The following is a 16756-nucleotide window of genomic DNA, read 5'->3' as shown; positions in this document are numbered from 1 at the left end:
AGGTTTGACACAACTGTCAGTTAATATATAATCTTAACTCAAAGTTAATTTGGTTAAGGTGATTGTATGAATCCTATTAAAGTTGCTGTTGATGCAGTTGGCGGGCAAACCGCCGCTGCAAAAATCTGTGGTTTGTCTGTTGTCGCTGTTCACAAGTGGACTGTACGTGGAACCCTACCCCGCACCGAATACACAGGGAAAACCAGTTACGCCAAGAAATTGTCATCAGCATCTAATGGCGCGTTTACTCCTGACTGGTTGTTGAGCGCAGCAAACCCTGATCTTCAAGGTTAAGAGTAGTCAGAAAAACATTAACTCGAAACAACCAAGAGGAAGAAGAGATGGTAGACATCAAGGCAACGATCAAAGAGATGTGCAAGGCGTATCCAGGAGGCCAGAAGGCGATGGCCGCACAGCTTGGCATGACCTATGACGCGTTCCGCAATCACCTGGATCAGAAGTGCGCTAGCCGCTTCTTCACGCTTATTGAGCTGGAGCAGATGGAGGATTTATCCGGGACGTCACTGCTTGCTGAGTACCACGCTGCCCGCCTGGGAAAGTTGCTGGTTGATATCCCTGTATTGGAGCAGATCGACAACGTTGAGCTTTACGAGCATTCCATGCGGGAAATGGTTGCCGATGGCGAGTTGGCCAAAGCAAAGGTAGAGGCTGTCGCTGATGGGGTGATCTGTAGTGATGAGAAGCAGGAGTTGACGACGTTGTTCTGGAAGAAGATGCGCAATCACGCGTATGGCTTCTTCGCGTTCATGGCTCTGAATGGGGCTGCGATTGCTGATGACTCAGCGGTATGGGTGGCGCACCGGGAATGCCGTCCCAGTGCGCCGGTTGCGCATAACACTCTGTGTGGAGATTAAACGCATGAACATTTTAAGCCAAAACAGGCCATCAACGCAATTTCGGTGCCGGATCGTCGGTGGCCGCCTGAGCTATGAGCAAATCGTAGCGGCGTCAAATAAGCGCGGCAACAACCAACCTCGCCGAGGATTGGTAGTCGGCCGTGCAGCTGTTGATGCGGCGTGGTGTGAGTTTTACGGGAACGGGAGGATTAACCATGGCTAAGTTTCCGCGAGTTGGCCATCACTACCAGGATGGCCTGGGTAACGTCGTGCGGGTTATCTCTACATGCGCTGACGGGCAGAAAGTAGCTTACCGTCGTTTGGGGTATGACTGGACGGTTAGCGCTGCCCTGATCGTGTTTAACGCCCGTTTTCGGAGGTTAGCGTGAGCATTGACGCAATGAGATGGGCCAAGCCCATCAAGACAGGGCGCTCATCCTCCAAGGCTGTTCTAACCTGGCTGGCTGACATGTGCGGTGCTGATCTTTGTGCGTACCCGTCTATTGCTGCCTTGGCTGATGCCACCGAGTTGAACGTAAAGACCGTGCAGTCAAGCCTGAAGCACCTGGTTGAGCTGGGGCTGATTGAGGATACCGGAGAACGCCGTGGCGCCACCCGGCAGGTTATCGTCTATCGCCTGGTAGGAGTGTCTGAGAGCTATGAGGATTCTAAACACACCCAAAAACGGGAGTCTTTAAAGGCACCCAAAAACGGTACTGTTAAAAAAGCAAAGACACCCAAAAACGGTAACGTTACCGAAAACGGGTGTGTTCAAGATGGAAAGGAACCCGAAAACGGTAGTGTTGGCGTGGGAAAGACACCCAATTTTGGAGGGAAAGACCCCCAAAAACGGGATCCGGAATCTATCAGGAACCTAAAAGATAAAGGATCTACCCCCCTAGCCCCCAAGGGGGAGGGGATGGCCGAACAGGTATCAATCCTGATTGACCACCTGAACCAAAACATCGCCACCCTGGCCGACAAGCTGGGCAAACCAAAGCCACTTGGTTTTCGCAAAGGGACCAGCGCTGCTAAGCAAGTTGCCGCCCGCCTACGTGAAGGGTTCACCGTTGAAGACTGCCTACTGGTCATGGACTACCTGTCCGAGATGTGGGGGGCAGATCCTGAAATGCGTGAGTACCTCTGCCCGACCACGATTTTCAGAGCATCAAAATTCGATGAGCGCGTAGTGAAGGCGACTAACTGGTCCAATGCTGGCCGCCCGTCGCGTTGCGGTAACTCCTGGAATCGCGGGAGTGCATCGCCGTTCGGCGCGTCTACTGGACCACACTGGAATAGCCCGGAAGGTTGGGAGAGTACGCTATGAAAGATTTAGCCACGGTAATCAAAAATCGCGATGGTGGCGCGCTGGCGACTATGGCCAGTGGTGATGTTAGCCAACGCCGAGTAGTAAACGCCGACGCCCAGCAGCTGGTTGATGTGCTGTTCGACAACCTGGTTCAGATCTTCCCGGCAGCCAGGCATACGGTGATGGCTGACCCATCCGCCGAAGCGGCGACTAAACGCCAGTGGATCTTGGCATTTGCCGAGAACGGGATCACGACAGTCGAGCAGGTCCGTGCCGGTATGCGTATTGCGCGCCAGCAAGAGACCGACTTCTGGCCGAGCTGCGGCAAGTTTATTGCCTGGTGCCGTGATGGGATGGTTTCAGCGGTTGGGTTGCCAGCGGCGTCGGATATTTTTGATGAGTTCAAGCGGTATGCCGCAGAGCGCGGTCGCTATCAGTCCCCGGAGACATACCCCTGGCCGCATCCGGTTATGTACTGGATCGTGTTGGATGTGCGTCGCCTGATGCAGCAGTACAACTACACCGACGTTGAGGTGATGAAGTCCATCAAATCTAAGCTCGCCGTCTGGGCGCGTGATATCGCGAAAGGTAAGACTATCCCCAATCCAGTCGCCCGCATTGCCGATAACCGTCGGCCAAAAACAGCCGCAGAGCTAGCCGGTAACCCGGAGTATTACAAGTCAATTGGGCTGGCCGCGCTGGCTAGTATCAGGCACCAGATACGCGTGAACACAAGCAGGGGGGTGGCATGAGCAGGGAAAATTCAAGAATGGCCGCCTTGCATTGCAAGCGAGCAGAGGAGCTGGCTGGGCGTGGATTGAATCGACGGGCATTAACGGAGCTGGCAAAAGCGGCGGTATATGCTGATGCATACCAGATCAACGATGTTGTGGCTCGTCGTAATGAGCTATCACTCCGTGTACGCGGCACTCAGCGTATCAGTGGTGATCCTCGTATGGATTATGACAACTGCGTAGGGGGCGTTCTGTGAAGTATCAAATTATCTACGCCGATCCGCCCTGGTCATATCGTGATAAGGCTTCCAGTGGTAAACGTGGTGCCTCGCATAAGTATGAGACTATGAGCGCACAAGAGATCTGCAGATTGCCGGTATGGGATATGGCTGGTGATAACTGCCTGTTAGCTATGTGGTGGGTGCCAACACAGCCGTTAGAGGCTCTTCGCGTCGTTGAGGCGTGGGGGTTCCGTCTGATGACGATGAAGGGGTTTACCTGGCACAAAACCAACCGACGAACAGGAACTAGTGCGATCGGCATGGGACATATGACCAGGGCTAACTCTGAAGATTGCCTATTCGCTGTGAGAGGGAAATTACCGTTACGTCTCGATGCCAGTATTTGCCAGCATCAGACATTCCCGCGTGGGAAACATAGCGCGAAGCCGCCCGAGTTCCGAGAGTTGCTGGTGCAGCTGCTTGGTGATGTCCCTCGCATTGAGTTATTCGCTCGGGGTCAGGTCGATGGTTGGGATAGTTGGGGTAACGAGTGCGAGAAAAGTTGTGAGCTAATCCCCGGCTATCACATGGAGGTTGCATGAGGCTGTACCTCCCATTCCCACCTAGCGTTAACACATATTGGCGCGCGCCCTCGCGGGGGCCGCTTTCTGGTCGCCATCTGGTTAGTGCCAAAGGGCGGGCATTCCACACCGAATGTCGCGCTCGTGTACTGGAGCAGCTGCGCCGCTATCCGACACCGATGGACGGTGATCTATCTGTTCATGTCGTTCTGTTCCCGCCGACCCGCGCCCGCCGTGATCTGGATAACTTCTTCAAGGCTCCACTGGACTCTATGACAAAGCTCGGCATCTGGCATGACGACAGCCAGATTAAGCGGCTGACGGCTGAGTTCGGTGAAGTTGTGAAAGGGGAATGTGTTGAGATCGTGATTCAACCGTTTACTGCAATGCCAAAAAGGATGCCGACATAATAGCGAACGCCGATCAATGCGATTCAATCAATATGCCATATTAATCAATGGATTAAATTCATATTTTATGCCATTTTTTTCTGAAAGCTGTATGGAGATCCAGTAAAATAAATGAGCCGCCAGACCATGCCGAGGGGCGGTTACTCATACAGTGTGGAGGTGCCGATGTATCCGATTTCGCCTACTAATAATGGCGTGATAATGATGTCCACCAGGGAAATTGCGGAGTTGACTGGTAAACGTCATGACCATGTTTTACGCGATGCCCGTAATTTGCTGGCTGAGCTCCAATCTCCCCAAATTAGGGGAGATTACCAAGACGGGCAGGGGAGAACATATCCGATGCTCCTACTGGATAAGGCCCAATCAATCTGCCTCGTCGCGGGGTATAGCGCTCAATACAGGATGGCAATCATCAGGCGATGGCAAGAGCTGGAGCTATCAGCGAGGCCGACGAGCCAACTAGAAATGATTGCGCAAGTAGCTATGGAATCCGCACGTATCGAGCGTCAGGTTGAGGAGGTACAGCAACAGGTTGCTCTAGTTGATCAGCAAGTGAAAGAGATCGCCGCCGGTGCTATTCCGCCAGGCTGGCAGACTATCCGCAACTTGTCAGCTGAAAGTGGGCTATCCGAGCAGAAGACGCGCGATCTGATTAAAGCATTTGGCGTCCACAGTAAAAAAGTCCCGTTCATGACCCCTAGTGGCATTGTGACGAATGCGACCGTTGCCGATGAGACAGATTTTTTTCGTGCTGTTGACGTTGTTATCCATGAGGCTACACGGGCAATGCGCAGCAAATATTGGTATCACCCGAAGCTGGGGAGGTTTGAGCGGAGGGAGGTGGCATGAGAGGGATGACGGAGAAGCAGAAGGCCGTTCTGGTGTTTATTCGAGAATTCATAGTTAAAACTGGATTCCCTCCAACCCGCGTTGAAATCGCCGATGGCATGGGCTATCGCTCGCCAAATGCTGCTGAAGAGCATATTAAGGCGCTTTGCCGCCACGGTGTGATAGAGCTGATTCACGGTACAGCGCGAGGAATTCGCATCGTAGGGGGGAGCTGATGCGTATGTTATTTACCGTATTTCCTCAGAGAAATGCTGGTGTTGTGCTACTGAAAACAGGACGTTTGACACGCCGCTTCAGTGATGGGCAGCGGGTAATGTTATCTGATGTACCTGTGGCGTTTCATAGCTTCCCTGCCGGTGAGTTGGTATCAGATCAGTTGTTAGCCGCCGATCAGATATGGCGCCCTTTTTTTGCTCATGAGCGCGTGCGGCACGCTGCCAGCCTGTACATGCAATTTTCAGATTATCTAGAGTCATTCCACTACTGCCAGTGGAAAGATGTGCGCGATGGTTACCATAGTACAGAGCTGACGAATGCGATGAATGAGCATGGCGGCGCTAAGCTGTGTTGGGCCTGCGACAACGCTATGCGCGGGACTAATGGGAAGATTTTTACAGAGCTATGCGAGAGAAACCGCGCTGAGTGGGTGATAGAGGCTGCCCGTCGTGGGTTAAAGTTGCCAGAAGGGCATCAGTTGACTGAGCCGGAGCTGTGTTGGTGGGCGCTGATAGTCGGTGTCGCTGACCTGATCCCCGGTGGTATTGCGCGTCGGATCACCGGTATTGAGCCGGAGGAGATCACTGGCGTGATGAGCGAATCGACAATCGTACCGGATCAGCCAACGGCTCAGGGCGTGCTGGCCGCTGCGGTAGAAGTCGCAGAGGTTGCAATCCCCCAGGAGAGAATGAAGCCGGTAATCAAGCTGGAGGCAGATGAAGCGCCGACAGCAGGCTTTATGCTGCGCCCCAAACTCCAGCGCTGGGAGAGTGAGAAGTACACACGCTGGGTGAAGACACAGCCGTGTTGCGGGTGCGGAAACCCTGCCGATGATCCACATCACATCATCAATTCGGGATTGGGGTTGGGCGGCATAGGAACTAAGACGCATGATTTGTTCGTGATCCCGCTATGCCGGCGGTGTCACGACGAGCTGCACCGGGACGTAAGCGCCTGGGAGCGGCAGCACGGCAGCCAGGTGAAGCTGCTAGTGCAATTCCTAAACCGTGCGCTAGGTATTGGCGCAATTTTTACAGCTTAATGTGTGGAGATAGCTGATGTTTTATCCTGATTGTATGGCTAAGGCCGACGGTAGTGATTTGAAGCTGCGTACTCTGGATCGGCTATGGTTGCAGGGACGTTTACGCATGTGGGGACGCTGGGCGCTAGTAAGACGTAACCAGGGAGCCGCCGGAATTCTGTCAAAGCTGATCTGTGATCCAACGATCTCAAAAGCAGCATTGCAAAGAGCCAAGCAGGAGATGGCACGCTCAGGAATAACGAGTGAAGAGTTGCAGGTTATTTTCGACTGTATCAAAGGCAATCGCGCTGCTAGCAGCCTGTTATTCCTAAGCGATGACGAGGGTATGATGATTGATCGCGTGATTGCCAGGGTGCTAGGTGCGGGGCAGTTGAACGTAGTCAAAGAGCATTATTGCCATCGGAAGAGTTGCTATCAGATCGCTGTTGAGCGCCATGAGAAAGACCCTAGTGTCTGTCTCAGAACGTATCAAAACAGGGTTAACTCGTGGTTGTCGGCTGCAGAGTTCGCGCTGTTTAAGCCGCTACGCGATGTACTAAAAAAAGATAGTTGACATTTTTACCGAGAAAGTTAGTATTTTGATATACGCTTAGCGAAGCTGCGCTGGCTCAGCAGGCAGTAAAAGCGTAACGAATTTGATTAACCCGCCTATGAGCGGGTTTTTTGTATAAACTAGGCCAATATCTCAATCTAGTACGAGATATTTGATTTGTTGATACTTCCGTGCTAGTTATTAATTGTAGTGAAACGTGTTGTAAAATCCCTGGTGGTTTCCTTTGCGTTATTTTGCTGTGGCACTTACCGCATTATGGATATGATTATTTATTTGGTGTGTGCCTCAGCATTTTTATTTTAGAAGTGTATTGGATGCGATATATATCACATTTTTAATGATATGGTTTTTATTAAAGATATTTCTTTGTTAAATGCATAAGCGCATTATTTTTATCAAAGGTATCATAGCTTATGTTACATAATGAGCATTGATGTACTAATAGCATATTAATTATTTCTAGTGTAATCTTTTTATTGGCTGTTTTTACATCGGCCGGGGCAGGTAAGGAAAATAGGGAATCCTGTTGCTTGGGGAAAGCCAGTTATTTGTTTCTGATTTTGAATGGTCGCTGCAATTATCTAGTCATGCCTCATCTTGTGCGTGGCTTTTTCATTCCCGCCCGCCATACACTGATACTCGATGAGATCGACGTCCTGAGATGGTGCAGGGGGCTACCTATCAGCGCCACACAATAGCCAGCCATTACTCACATCTTACTTTTTCATGAGTGGCCACGCGTGGCGCTGCTCTTTTCATCTGGCGAGCAATTAATTATTGCTCAGTGTTGTCCGAGTGTGCGATCTATAGTTTTTTCATAATATTCAGCTTAATCAAGAAATTTTCTTGATTGATGATTTAGGTCACTTAATGATTTCCCCTCGGGATAGTCCATTAGCCTGTTAATGAAAGCTACTAAGTCATTGTTATGATGGAGCCTCGATAGTGAGCTATTAATGTCGTTTTTTAGCCCTCTTGCAAGCCCCCCTGACGGATCAATACGCTCTAACGTTTGCAAGAGGCTATGAAGTATTAGGCTCACAGCTTGCTCTCTGACCGCCATTGTTACTTTTATGTGTTCTAGCTCTGTTTTTGTTTCGTAATCCATGTCTCCTCCTAGAGCATAAGTGATGGCTTACATCTGCTGCCTCAAAGACTTATCTGTAGTTGAGTATAGATGAGCTTTTGAGAGAGGAAGCGATGAGTTGTCGATACTGGTTTTACGTTTAGTGAACAACCAATAGCCGCGTTTGCGGCTTTTTTATTGCCCCTGCCTCGTAGGTAGAGGTGGAGATCATGCGCATGTATCTACGTACGGCAGATAACACCCTATTGGCGGGTGGGACCATGTCTTTTTTGTCATCTGTTATCAATTTCTTCTCGCCATCTGAGTGGATGGTAATCGGCATCATCATTGGGATCTTTTTCTCGGTGTTGGGTTACATCACGGGGTTTATTTTCCGTTGTCGCCGAGAGCGGTTGCTGAGGCAGTGGATTGACTACCGACGTAGCCGCGCGGATGAGCTAGTGACGCCGGAAGAAGTAGATCGCATGTGGGAGGATTGAGCCGATGACCTGCAAGCCCAAAGTGGCGTTAAGTGCGGCCATGCTGGCACTGATAGCGGGTGGCGCTGCCGCTCCCAGGTTAATGGATCAGTTTTTGAATGAGAAAGAGGGAAATCGCCTGACGGCCTATCAGGATGGCGGCGGCGTCTGGTCAATATGCCGAGGAGTGACTCGCATTGATGGCCGACCAGTTGCTAAGGGGATGAGATTAACGGAGCAGCAGTGCCAGAAGTACAACGCCATAGAACGCGATAAGGCGCTGGCGTGGGTTGCACGCAATGTGCATGTTCCACTGACTGAGCCACAGAAGGTCGGTATCGCCTCATTCTGCCCCTACAACATCGGCCCAGGCAAATGTTTCTCTTCGACATTCTACCGCAAACTTAATGCTGGCGACCGTCGTGGAGCGTGTAGGGAGATTCGGCGGTGGATTTACGATCGCGGTCGTGATTGCCGTATTCGTGCAAACAACTGTCTGGGACAGGTGACGCGCCGGGATGAAGAGGCTGCGTTGGCGTGTTGGGGAATTGATCAGTGAGATATTTGCCATCTGAATACTCACTGCCCAGTAAATAAAGTGATGGACCGCATGAGAATTGCCTGCTATTCTTTTGGTACTTTAGCTTTGAGGTGTTCAGGGATGCTTAGAAAAACGACGACCAATATACACACTGATGATGTGAATCTCTATCAGGGAGACTGCCTCGATATGTTGTCGATGATGGAAGACTCATCAGTCAACCTGATTGTCACATCGCCGCCGTATGCAGACCAGAGAAAGGGAACCTATGGTGGCATTTCTCCTGACCAGTATGTTGATTGGTTTTCACCTATAGCTGAGCAACTGCTGCGGGTTCTTAAGCCATCCGGATCCTTTGTTCTTAATATCAAAGAAAAGGCCGTGAATGGTGAAAGACATACATATGTTTTAGAACTTATTCTTAAAATGCGAGAGCTTGGCTGGCTGTGGACAGAAGAGTACATCTGGCACAAAAAGAATTCATTCCCTGGAAAATGGCCAAACCGGTTCAGAGATTCATGGGAGCGCTGTCTTCATTTCACCAAAAGTAAAAAATTCTCGATGTATCAGGACGCTGTAATGGTGCCTATGGGAGACTGGAAAAATGAACGACTAAAAAAACTGAGCGCCAGAGATGTAACCCGTAATGAATCTCGTGTTGGAAGCGGCTTCGGTAAAAACATATCTAACTGGAAAGGCAGAGATATGGCTTATCCAACAAACGTGCTCCATATGGCTACTGAATGTGGTAATAAAAGCCATAGTGCGGCATTCCCTGAGTCTCTTCCCGAGTGGTTTATTCGTTTATTCACTGTTGAAGGGGATGTTGTTTTGGATCCGTTTGCAGGTTCTGGGACAACTCTTCTGGTAGCGGAGCGTCTTGCTAGAAAGGCGGTGGGTTTTGAATTGCTGGAGGAGTACTGCCTTGTTGCAAAAGAAAGACTCGGCCTGAAGCGAGAAAAACTAGGTGGAGTAATCAGTTATAGTAAAAAGGCTGAATAGCCGCCCTCTTTGTGGTAGTTTCTTCCATGGTTAACCATAGAAGGAAATACTGATGTCAGGAACATGTATTATCGACGGTTGTGGGCGACACGCTGATAAGATTATTGGTGTACGTCTGAGACGTGAGCTGGATAATTTGTCAGCAATTTGGGCTCACAATACCAATGCTTATTTGTGTGACGAGCATGCAGCGATGGGATTTGATGTTGAAGTAACCTTCACGCCTAGGAGCGACAAAACAATCCGAACATCTGTTAGTGATGGTCACGGTAGCCCTGTTGTTCGCCTGAGGGAAATTACAAAACCTGTAAACCCAGATGGAGTGGAAGATTAAAGTGGCATCTTAGTAATGCTAACCGCCCTTGTGGCGGTTTTTTTACGTCCAATATAAGGCGCTATGTTTTCTGATGGCGGCGGCTGTAGCGGTCAGTGGTCATGATGGGTGGGACTGATTGATATTCGCTGGCATCGTTGCTTTGTAGCATTATCATCTAAAAAGTCTGAATCGCTCCGCCGAGCGGATAAAACAAAATCCTGCAAATACACACTTAACATCGTAAAGCCTCGGTTTATACCGGGGCTTTTGTCATATCTGCGTGTCGCAACGCATATCACCAAGAACCTTTCAGGATGAGCCTTGAGGAACCGGCTGGCTGTCGGAGCCTTCTTGGGGCCGTCTTCCTGTGCGAACAAGGTTCATCACTAAAAGGTAAAGCCGATATGAACACATCTGTAGATTCTTCTTATACCGACGCATCCAGTAATCATCATGTCGTTAATGAGTTCGCTGACATTGTTCCTGTTGTTAGTGGCCGGATCGGTGAGCGTGAAACCAGTGTAGTGAGTGCAAAGGCCTTGCATAAGGCATTGGGAGTAGGGCGTGATTACTCTACGTGGCTTTCTAATCGAATTAAGGATTACTGTTTTGAACAGGGCGTTGATTACGAGATTTTTGATTCCCCCGTTTGGGGGAATCAAAGGTCAGAAAATGATCGGTTTGGGGTCGGTTGGGTAACTAAGCGTGGCGGAGATCGCCGTAGCAAAGACTATTGCCTTTCTTTGGGGATGGCTAAAGAACTCGCAATGGTCGAGCGTAATGAGCAAGGCCGCGCCATTCGTCGTTACTTCATCCAGTGTGAAGAGGCGTTACAGCTCACCGCACCAGAAGTCGCAGCGCGTTATCGTCGCAAGTTAAAGGCTCGCATCGGAGTGGCAAACCTGTTTAAGCCGATGTGTTCTGCGTTGGAGTCGGTAAGGGCGGAACAGGGCAAGGTGACACAGTCTCACCACTACAGCAATGAAAGTAACATGATCTCCCGCATCGTCCTGGGTGGCCTTACTGCGAAGCAATGGGCAGGCATGAATGGAGTAGTGGGGGATCCTCGCGATTCGATGAATGCCGAGCAGTTAGAGCATCTGTCTTATCTAGAGAGTACCAATATCACCCTGCTGGATATGGGGATGGATTACCCGCAGCGGAAGGTTGAGTTAACCCGGCTATCTCAGCGCTGGATGGCGCGGCGCCTGGGTTCGTGACGGCTTTTGTTTAACACCACTACAAAAATAGCGGTGGCAGTGTTCAGGCCTTGAATGATGCGAAGAAAATCGCATCGGTCATCACTATCAAGGGTGGGATTACATGGTTGGTGAACGGTTATGGAAGCCACTGGCGCTAATCGCGTTGGTGGCTTTGTCGTATTGGGGGCTGTCGTCCTGGCGGTACGCCGCTGGCCATACAGATGGAAAGGATGAGGCTGATCGAGCGTGGCAGGCTAAATGGTCGCAGCGTGATGCCGGGGAAGCCCAGGCGATTACAGACAACGTGATGCTGACGCTCAACATCATGAATCAGGCGGTGGAGGCTAATCGAAATGCAAAGCACCAGATCGCACTGGAGTCACAGAGAGCCGCGCGAGATATCGCGGTGGCTATTGCGGGCGATGCTTGCACTAGTCGGCTTGTGCCTACTGTCGGTGCTCAGCGGCTGCGGCAGTACGCGGACAGTGTACGTTCCGGCGCCAGCAGTACCGCTGAGCACTGAGTTAACTGCCGACACGCCAGTGCCGGTAGTACCTGATCCGCTGACCTGGGGGGGCAGCCTGGATCTCAATACGCGCCTGTTATCTGCCCTAGGGCAGTGCAATGCGGACAAAGCGGGGATCCGGCGTGTTGAGACAAAATAGCTCAGCATCTAATATTCATCTAATAGCTTTATACTGATCTTGGCTGAAATAGGATGTGTTTTTATTTTCTTACCATGGCAAAGAAACATACCTACTTTAAGTGGGATAGAGTGAGATGATAAAGTTTTTCTAAATGATATGTGCTCGCAAATAAATCCTTCTGATTTTATATAATGTAAAAAACTATTTATTTTTTCCTCGTGGATCATGTGTGTTTCGAAGTGAACGTGCTTATATCCTTTACTTCTTAGTTCTCTAAGAGTTTTTCTCAGTTCGATGAAAATACATGCTGAAGCCATATCTCCAGTAGGGCATTTTGAAATGTTTATATGCAGCGTGTTTTTACCAGATGCTTTTCTTATTACTTTGAATAGCCCTAGGTTTTCTGTATGGCGAGCCCTCCATATTAATATAGGTAGCATTGATACGCACATGACTATTAATGATAATAAAAACCATAGTTGGTAATCTTCCAATGTAATAACTCCAAGTAATAATTGTATAGAATTTTTATAACATATTAGCTTAATGATAGTCTATGCATTATTTCTCAATAATAAATATAGAGTCATATTGTGCTTTATATTCGTTGAATGGGTCTAAATATGAAACATTTGTTATCTAATTTTAATACTGTACGACGCTGTGGGTACTGTGGCTCGCTTGCCCACTGTACGAAGTACTGCCCGAAGACCAATGCAGGGCGCATGAACATCGCTATTCGTGAGCAGATGAACCAACTGAAGAATCGCCCGCAACAGTAATCAATCCTGGTGGTACATACATGAAAGAGCCACGTATCTACGGAAGTAAATGGGATAGGGCAAGGATTGCGTTCCTCCGGGCTAATCCGCTGTGTGTGATGTGTCACCAGCAAGGGCGATTGGAGGCGGCCACGGTGGTCGATCACATCGAACCTCATCGTCTTAAAGAGGCGTTGATGTCAGGAGATGGTCAGCGAATCTCAAAATCCCAAAAGCTGTTTTGGGATCAGAAGAATTGGCAGGGGTTGTGTAAGCAGCATCACGACTCTACAAAGCAGCGGATGGAGAAGCGGGGGCGAGCGGTTGGTTGTAGTGAAGATGGCATACCATTTGGCGCCAACAAGCACTGGGGAGGGGCGGGGTGAAAGTTCACCCCTCTCACGCTAAATGACCGCCGCTTCTCCTTTCCGTGCACAACCGCGAAATGAAAAGTTTTTTTCCGGGAGGTTCCGATGGCAGGACGACGCCCGAAACCGACCCACCTCAAAGTGGTGACCGGTAATCCGGGCAAGCGAAAACTCAATGATAAAGAGCCCACTCCGGCACGAGAAATACCGAGCCCTCCGGCGCATTTGACCGACTGGGGAAAAGTGGCGTGGGGGAAACTAACTCTCTTGCTGGATGGTATGGGGATTCTTACCGTCGCCGATACGCTGGCGCTTGAGCGTCTCTGTGATATCTACGCAGATATTTTGCAGTTGCGTGACACTATCGCGATCGAGGGGCGCACATATACCACAAAAACCCAGATGGGCGACTTTCTCATTAAAGCGAATCCGGCTGTAGCCATGCTGGCAGATGCTGATCGTCGATTTAAGAGCTATTTGGTTGAGTTTGGGCTGACACCTGCTGCTCGCTCTAAGGTACATGTTGATGGTGGAGAGAAAGAAGAGGACCCGCTCAACCAGTTCTTCGGTTGATCCTGCGACCCAGTACGCTCGCGATGTGACCGATGGAAAGGTGATCGCGGGGCCTGATATTCGTAATGCCTGTAAGCGTCATTTGCGCGATCTCGAAGAGGGGCCATCCCGAGGGTTGGTGTGGGATACGGATGCCGTAAAGCGCGTCATTGATTTTTATGCCAAGGTGCTGAAGCTCAATGGCGGCGAGCATGAGGGGGCGCCATTTATTCTATTGCCCTGGCAGTGCTTCGTGGTGGGCTCCCTGTTTGGCTGGAAGCGTGCAGACGGATCTCGCCGATTTCGAACGGCGTATGTAGAGTCTGGTAAGGGATCGGGAAAATCACCACTTGCCGCAGGGGTGGGGTTATATTGCCTGGTTGCCGATAGAGAGCCTCGCGCAGAGGTCTATGCCGCAGCGACGAAGAAAGATCAGGCCATGATCTTGTTCCGTGATGCGGTTGCAATGGTTGATCAGTCTCCCGCTCTATCTCAACGCATCGATAAATCGGGTGGCGCTGGGAAAGAGTGGAACCTGGCTTACTTACAGGCAGGCTCCTTTTTCCGGCCAATTAGTTCGGATGATGGCCAGTCAGGCCCCCGCCCACATTGTGCGCTGATTGATGAAATCCATGAACATAAAGACAACCGAGCCGTAGAGATGATGCGCGCCGGAACGAAAGGTCGGCGGCAGGCGCTGATCTTCATGATCACCAACAGTGGCCATGATAAGACCAGCGTGTGTTACGACTATCATCAGTACGGCCAAAAGATTGCTGCAGGGCAGGCGAGTAACGACGCTTTTTTTGCGTTTATTTGCTCTCTGGATGATGGTGATGACCCGTTTAAGGATGAGTCCTGCTGGGGTAAGGCCAATCCCTCAATGGGCTACACATTCCGCCCCGACTACCTGCGTGAGCAGGTCGAGGATGCCCGGGGAATGCCTGCGAAGGAAAGCCTGGTACGGCGCCTTAACTTCTGTCAGTGGGTTGATGCTGAAAACCCGTGGATCAGTGGCGATGTTTGGATGGCTTGTGAGCAGGAAGTCTCCCTTGAATCGTTGCGTGGGGAGAGCTGTTACGGCGGCTTAGACCTGTCCGGCAAGCGAGATCTGACAGCGCTATCCTTGTACTTCCCGAGGGTTAATACGGCACTGGTTGAGTTCTGGACGCCGGGTGACACGTTATTTGATCGTGCGCGTGTAGATCGGGTTCCTTATGACGCCTGGCTACGCGATGGCTATCTGCATGCACCAAAAGGTTCGGCGATCGATTATGGCTTTGTTGCTAAGCGGATCGCAGAGCTATCTCCGATGTTCGATATTAAGAGCATTGCATTTGACCGCTATCACATCGACTACTTGATCCCTGAGCTGGATGATGAGGGGGTGACGATACCACTGACGCCACACGGTCAGGGGTTTGGTAAATCGACTGAGTCAGGGCTATGGATGCCCCATTCTATAGAGCTGCTGGAGCAGCTTATCACCGAGAAGAAAATCATCATCGTTTATAACCCATGCCTACGCTGGAACGCGGCTAATACGGTGATCGAGGAAGATAAAAGCGGTAACCGAGTGTTCAGTAAGCGCCGTAGCAATGGCCGCATCGATGGTGTAGTGGCGATGGCCATGTCGGTTGGGGCTGCTGATGGCGTACAGGAAGAAGAGGGAGACATTGATGGTTTCTTTGATGATCCGATTATGGTGGGTATCTGATGGGAAAGAGCACACAACCAGGGCGCATTAAAAGCGCCCTTTTAAATTGGCTTGGTGTCCCGGTAAGCCTGACAAACGGCACCTTTCTTCAGGATTGGATGGGCGTGAGTAGTAGCGGGAAAACGGTGACGGTCGATAAGGCGGTTCAGCTTTCTGCTGTATGGGCTTGTGTCAGACTGCTCAGTGAGTCGATATCAACACTTCCACTGAAGGTGTACCGGCGCCAACCTGACGGGTCAAAAGCATTGGCGCTGGCGCATCCGGCTTATCAGGTGCTTTGTCGTCGGCCAAATCTCGAAATGACGCCATCCCGTTTTATGCTGATGCTGGTTGCCAGTATTTGCCTGCGGGGAAATGCTTTCATTGAGAAGCGAATGATCGGTAAAAAGTTGGTGGCCCTGATCCCGCTGTTACCTCAGAACATGGTGGTAAAGCGGTCTGATTCCGGGTCTTTGCAGTACACCTATACCGATAATGGTGTGACACGCACCATCCAGCCTGATCACATGATGCATATTCGAGGTTTTGGCTTGGATGGCATCTGTGGAATGATGCCCATGATGGCAGGGCGTGATGTCATTGGCGCGGCGATGGCCGTTGATGAGGCTGCAGCCAAAATATTTGAAAACGGGTTGCAGAGCACCGGTTTTCTATCATCAAAAATGGCGCTTACGAGAGAGCAGCGTGAGCGGCTTCGTAAAAATATGAATGCCTTTGTTGGCTCAAAAAATGCTGGCAAGTTGATGATACTAGAGAATGATCTCTCTTATCAGAATGTGACTATGAACCCTGAAGCAGCCCAGCTATTGGAAAGTCGCTCATTCAGCATTGAAGAGATCTGTCGTTGGTTTAGGGTGCCTCCCATGATGGTGGGGCATACAACAAAACAGAGCAGTTGGGCATCTAGCGTTGAGGGGATGAACCTCATCTTCTTAACAAATACGCTGCGCCCACTGTTGGTGAACATCGAGCAGGAGATCGCCCGTTGTCTATTAGATACTGATGATGATTATTTTGCAGAGTTCTCCGTAGAGGGCTTTTTGCGGGCCGATAGTGCTGGGCGCTCCGCCTATTACACCACCGCGTTACAAAACGGGTGGATGAGTCGTAATGATGTTCGGCGCTTAGAAAACCTGCCACCTATTGATGGTGGTGATATTTATACTGTGCAACTTAACCTGACCCCATTGGATCAACTGGGGAATGAAACAGCGTCATCCAGTGAGCGCGCTCGCGCAGCAATGGCTGGGTGGTTATTCCCAGAAAGAAGTGATTCACCCTCTCAGTCTTCCAGTTCATTAAGTAGTCACTCAGTCGATCAGGAGTAATC

General features: G+C 50.4%; 24 protein-coding genes. 23 read left to right on the top strand and 1 reads right to left on the bottom strand.

The window, feature by feature from the left end:
* Positions 1–66 precede the first annotated feature (66 nt).
* The 12 genes from DCL27_RS12555 to DCL27_RS12500 all read left to right on the top strand — a co-directional run bounded on the left by DCL27_RS12555 (position 67) and on the right by DCL27_RS12500 (position 6775).
* Positions 67–294, top strand: coding sequence for a helix-turn-helix domain-containing protein (locus DCL27_RS12555; RefSeq protein ID WP_071526387.1), 228 nt, complete (start codon positions 67–69; stop codon positions 292–294).
* Between the two features lie 47 nt (positions 295–341).
* Complete coding sequence (locus DCL27_RS12550; RefSeq protein WP_035607738.1) at positions 342–875, top strand: YmfL family putative regulatory protein; 534 nt, start codon at positions 342–344, stop codon at positions 873–875.
* A gap of 197 nt (positions 876–1072) precedes the next feature.
* Positions 1073–1246 carry a DUF4222 domain-containing protein gene (locus tag DCL27_RS12545; protein ID WP_071526343.1) on the top strand — a complete coding sequence of 58 codons (174 nt, stop codon included), beginning with the start codon at positions 1073–1075 and terminating at the stop codon, positions 1244–1246.
* Entirely contained in the window at positions 1243–2184 is a 942-nt protein-coding gene (locus DCL27_RS12540; protein WP_035598363.1) for a conserved phage C-terminal domain-containing protein, read from the top strand. Before DCL27_RS12545 ends, DCL27_RS12540 begins: the two co-directional genes overlap by 4 nt.
* The gene (locus tag DCL27_RS12535; RefSeq protein ID WP_035598366.1) at positions 2181–2918 is read left to right on the top strand and encodes a replication protein P; all 738 of its coding nucleotides are present in this window, start codon (positions 2181–2183) and stop codon (positions 2916–2918) included. The genes DCL27_RS12540 and DCL27_RS12535 overlap by 4 nt, the downstream gene beginning before the upstream one ends.
* The gene (locus DCL27_RS12530; RefSeq protein ID WP_005293521.1) at positions 2915–3157 is read left to right on the top strand and encodes a hypothetical protein; all 243 of its coding nucleotides are present in this window, start codon (positions 2915–2917) and stop codon (positions 3155–3157) included. Before DCL27_RS12535 ends, DCL27_RS12530 begins: the two co-directional genes overlap by 4 nt.
* On the top strand, positions 3154–3723 hold the full coding sequence (locus DCL27_RS12525; protein WP_035598368.1) for an MT-A70 family methyltransferase: 570 nt from the start codon (positions 3154–3156) through the stop codon (positions 3721–3723). The genes DCL27_RS12530 and DCL27_RS12525 overlap by 4 nt, the downstream gene beginning before the upstream one ends.
* Positions 3720–4112, top strand: coding sequence for a RusA family crossover junction endodeoxyribonuclease (locus DCL27_RS12520; protein ID WP_035598371.1), 393 nt, complete (start codon positions 3720–3722; stop codon positions 4110–4112). The genes DCL27_RS12525 and DCL27_RS12520 overlap by 4 nt, the downstream gene beginning before the upstream one ends.
* 165 nt (positions 4113–4277) lie before the next feature.
* Positions 4278–4964: a Rha family transcriptional regulator gene (locus DCL27_RS12515; RefSeq protein WP_035598378.1), complete on the top strand. Its 687-nt coding sequence runs from the start codon at positions 4278–4280 to the stop codon at positions 4962–4964.
* A 5-nt stretch (positions 4965–4969) separates the two neighbouring features.
* Positions 4970–5179 carry a LexA family protein gene (locus tag DCL27_RS12510; RefSeq protein ID WP_223931170.1) on the top strand — a complete coding sequence of 70 codons (210 nt, stop codon included), beginning with the start codon at positions 4970–4972 and terminating at the stop codon, positions 5177–5179.
* 5 nt (positions 5180–5184) lie between these two features.
* On the top strand, positions 5185–6222 hold the full coding sequence (locus tag DCL27_RS12505) for a DUF968 domain-containing protein (RefSeq protein WP_223931171.1): 1038 nt from the start codon (positions 5185–5187) through the stop codon (positions 6220–6222).
* Positions 6223–6238: 16 nt separating this feature from the next.
* A complete protein-coding gene (locus DCL27_RS12500; RefSeq protein WP_005293532.1) occupies positions 6239–6775 on the top strand; it encodes a DUF1133 family protein in 537 nt (178 codons plus the stop codon).
* 829 nt (positions 6776–7604) lie between these two features.
* Here DCL27_RS12500 and DCL27_RS12495 read toward each other — a convergent pair.
* Positions 7605–7883, bottom strand: a complete 279-nt coding sequence (locus DCL27_RS12495) for a hypothetical protein (RefSeq protein ID WP_005285615.1) — start codon at positions 7881–7883, stop codon at positions 7605–7607.
* Between the two features lie 194 nt (positions 7884–8077).
* On the opposite strand from DCL27_RS12495, the gene DCL27_RS12490 reads away from it, so the two are divergent.
* The 11 genes from DCL27_RS12490 (at position 8078) to DCL27_RS12440 (ending at position 16754) form a co-directional block, all read left to right on the top strand.
* Positions 8078–8341 (top strand): phage holin, encoded by a 264-nt coding sequence (locus tag DCL27_RS12490; protein WP_228594435.1) that lies wholly within the window; start codon positions 8078–8080, stop codon positions 8339–8341.
* A gap of 4 nt (positions 8342–8345) precedes the next feature.
* Complete coding sequence (locus DCL27_RS12485; RefSeq protein ID WP_035598712.1) at positions 8346–8879, top strand: lysozyme; 534 nt, start codon at positions 8346–8348, stop codon at positions 8877–8879.
* Between the two features lie 102 nt (positions 8880–8981).
* Positions 8982–9863, top strand: a complete 882-nt coding sequence (locus DCL27_RS12480; RefSeq protein ID WP_050979598.1) for a DNA-methyltransferase — start codon at positions 8982–8984, stop codon at positions 9861–9863.
* Positions 9864–9915: 52 nt separating this feature from the next.
* Positions 9916–10197 (top strand): hypothetical protein, encoded by a 282-nt coding sequence (locus tag DCL27_RS12475; protein WP_071526346.1) that lies wholly within the window; start codon positions 9916–9918, stop codon positions 10195–10197.
* Between the two features lie 386 nt (positions 10198–10583).
* On the top strand, positions 10584–11399 hold the full coding sequence (locus tag DCL27_RS12470; protein ID WP_035601218.1) for an antA/AntB antirepressor family protein: 816 nt from the start codon (positions 10584–10586) through the stop codon (positions 11397–11399).
* A 103-nt stretch (positions 11400–11502) separates the two neighbouring features.
* Entirely contained in the window at positions 11503–11904 is a 402-nt protein-coding gene (locus DCL27_RS12465; RefSeq protein WP_109691493.1) for a hypothetical protein, read from the top strand.
* The gene (gene lysC / locus DCL27_RS12460; RefSeq protein WP_080582841.1) at positions 11804–12046 is read left to right on the top strand and encodes an Rz1-like lysis system protein LysC; all 243 of its coding nucleotides are present in this window, start codon (positions 11804–11806) and stop codon (positions 12044–12046) included. The genes DCL27_RS12465 and lysC overlap by 101 nt, the downstream gene beginning before the upstream one ends.
* Positions 12047–12830: 784 nt before the next feature.
* On the top strand, positions 12831–13175 hold the full coding sequence (locus tag DCL27_RS12455; protein ID WP_035599006.1) for an HNH endonuclease signature motif containing protein: 345 nt from the start codon (positions 12831–12833) through the stop codon (positions 13173–13175).
* Positions 13176–13262: 87 nt separating this feature from the next.
* Positions 13263–13730 (top strand): phage terminase small subunit P27 family, encoded by a 468-nt coding sequence (locus tag DCL27_RS12450; protein WP_015461993.1) that lies wholly within the window; start codon positions 13263–13265, stop codon positions 13728–13730.
* Positions 13684–15426 (top strand): terminase large subunit, encoded by a 1743-nt coding sequence (locus DCL27_RS12445; RefSeq protein WP_035599001.1) that lies wholly within the window; start codon positions 13684–13686, stop codon positions 15424–15426. The genes DCL27_RS12450 and DCL27_RS12445 overlap by 47 nt, the downstream gene beginning before the upstream one ends.
* Complete coding sequence (locus tag DCL27_RS12440; protein WP_035598997.1) at positions 15426–16754, top strand: phage portal protein; 1329 nt, start codon at positions 15426–15428, stop codon at positions 16752–16754. Before DCL27_RS12445 ends, DCL27_RS12440 begins: the two co-directional genes overlap by 1 nt.
* Positions 16755–16756: the final 2 nt, after the last annotated feature.

It is taken from the genome of Edwardsiella tarda ATCC 15947 = NBRC 105688, assembly GCF_003113495.2.
Lineage (GTDB): Bacteria > Pseudomonadota > Gammaproteobacteria > Enterobacterales > Enterobacteriaceae > Edwardsiella > Edwardsiella tarda.
This window is presented reverse-complemented; position numbering and strand designations above follow the sequence as displayed.

Excerpts from the sequence above, each read along its gene's own strand:
- DCL27_RS12555 (WP_071526387.1), top strand. The coding sequence starts at position 67 with ATGAATCCTATTAAAGTTGCTGTTGATGCAGTTGGCGGGCAAACCGCC.
- DCL27_RS12550 (WP_035607738.1), top strand. The coding sequence starts at position 342 with ATGGTAGACATCAAGGCAACGATCAAAGAGATGTGCAAGGCGTATCCA.
- DCL27_RS12545 (WP_071526343.1), top strand. The coding sequence starts at position 1,073 with ATGGCTAAGTTTCCGCGAGTTGGCCATCACTACCAGGATGGCCTGGGT.
- DCL27_RS12535 (WP_035598366.1), top strand. The coding sequence starts at position 2,181 with ATGAAAGATTTAGCCACGGTAATCAAAAATCGCGATGGTGGCGCGCTG.
- DCL27_RS12530 (WP_005293521.1), top strand. The coding sequence starts at position 2,915 with ATGAGCAGGGAAAATTCAAGAATGGCCGCCTTGCATTGCAAGCGAGCA.
- DCL27_RS12520 (WP_035598371.1), top strand. The coding sequence starts at position 3,720 with ATGAGGCTGTACCTCCCATTCCCACCTAGCGTTAACACATATTGGCGC.
- DCL27_RS12515 (WP_035598378.1), top strand. The coding sequence starts at position 4,278 with ATGTATCCGATTTCGCCTACTAATAATGGCGTGATAATGATGTCCACC.
- DCL27_RS12510 (WP_223931170.1), top strand. The coding sequence starts at position 4,970 with ATGACGGAGAAGCAGAAGGCCGTTCTGGTGTTTATTCGAGAATTCATA.
- DCL27_RS12505 (WP_223931171.1), top strand. The coding sequence starts at position 5,185 with ATGTTATTTACCGTATTTCCTCAGAGAAATGCTGGTGTTGTGCTACTG.
- DCL27_RS12500 (WP_005293532.1), top strand. The coding sequence starts at position 6,239 with ATGTTTTATCCTGATTGTATGGCTAAGGCCGACGGTAGTGATTTGAAG.
- DCL27_RS12495 (WP_005285615.1), bottom strand. The coding sequence starts at position 7,883 with ATGGATTACGAAACAAAAACAGAGCTAGAACACATAAAAGTAACAATG.
- DCL27_RS12490 (WP_228594435.1), top strand. The coding sequence starts at position 8,078 with ATGTATCTACGTACGGCAGATAACACCCTATTGGCGGGTGGGACCATG.
- DCL27_RS12485 (WP_035598712.1), top strand. The coding sequence starts at position 8,346 with ATGACCTGCAAGCCCAAAGTGGCGTTAAGTGCGGCCATGCTGGCACTG.
- DCL27_RS12480 (WP_050979598.1), top strand. The coding sequence starts at position 8,982 with ATGCTTAGAAAAACGACGACCAATATACACACTGATGATGTGAATCTC.
- DCL27_RS12475 (WP_071526346.1), top strand. The coding sequence starts at position 9,916 with ATGTCAGGAACATGTATTATCGACGGTTGTGGGCGACACGCTGATAAG.
- DCL27_RS12470 (WP_035601218.1), top strand. The coding sequence starts at position 10,584 with ATGAACACATCTGTAGATTCTTCTTATACCGACGCATCCAGTAATCAT.
- DCL27_RS12465 (WP_109691493.1), top strand. The coding sequence starts at position 11,503 with ATGGTTGGTGAACGGTTATGGAAGCCACTGGCGCTAATCGCGTTGGTG.
- lysC (WP_080582841.1), top strand. The coding sequence starts at position 11,804 with ATGCTTGCACTAGTCGGCTTGTGCCTACTGTCGGTGCTCAGCGGCTGC.
- DCL27_RS12455 (WP_035599006.1), top strand. The coding sequence starts at position 12,831 with ATGAAAGAGCCACGTATCTACGGAAGTAAATGGGATAGGGCAAGGATT.
- DCL27_RS12450 (WP_015461993.1), top strand. The coding sequence starts at position 13,263 with ATGGCAGGACGACGCCCGAAACCGACCCACCTCAAAGTGGTGACCGGT.
- DCL27_RS12445 (WP_035599001.1), top strand. The coding sequence starts at position 13,684 with ATGGTGGAGAGAAAGAAGAGGACCCGCTCAACCAGTTCTTCGGTTGAT.
- DCL27_RS12440 (WP_035598997.1), top strand. The coding sequence starts at position 15,426 with ATGGGAAAGAGCACACAACCAGGGCGCATTAAAAGCGCCCTTTTAAAT.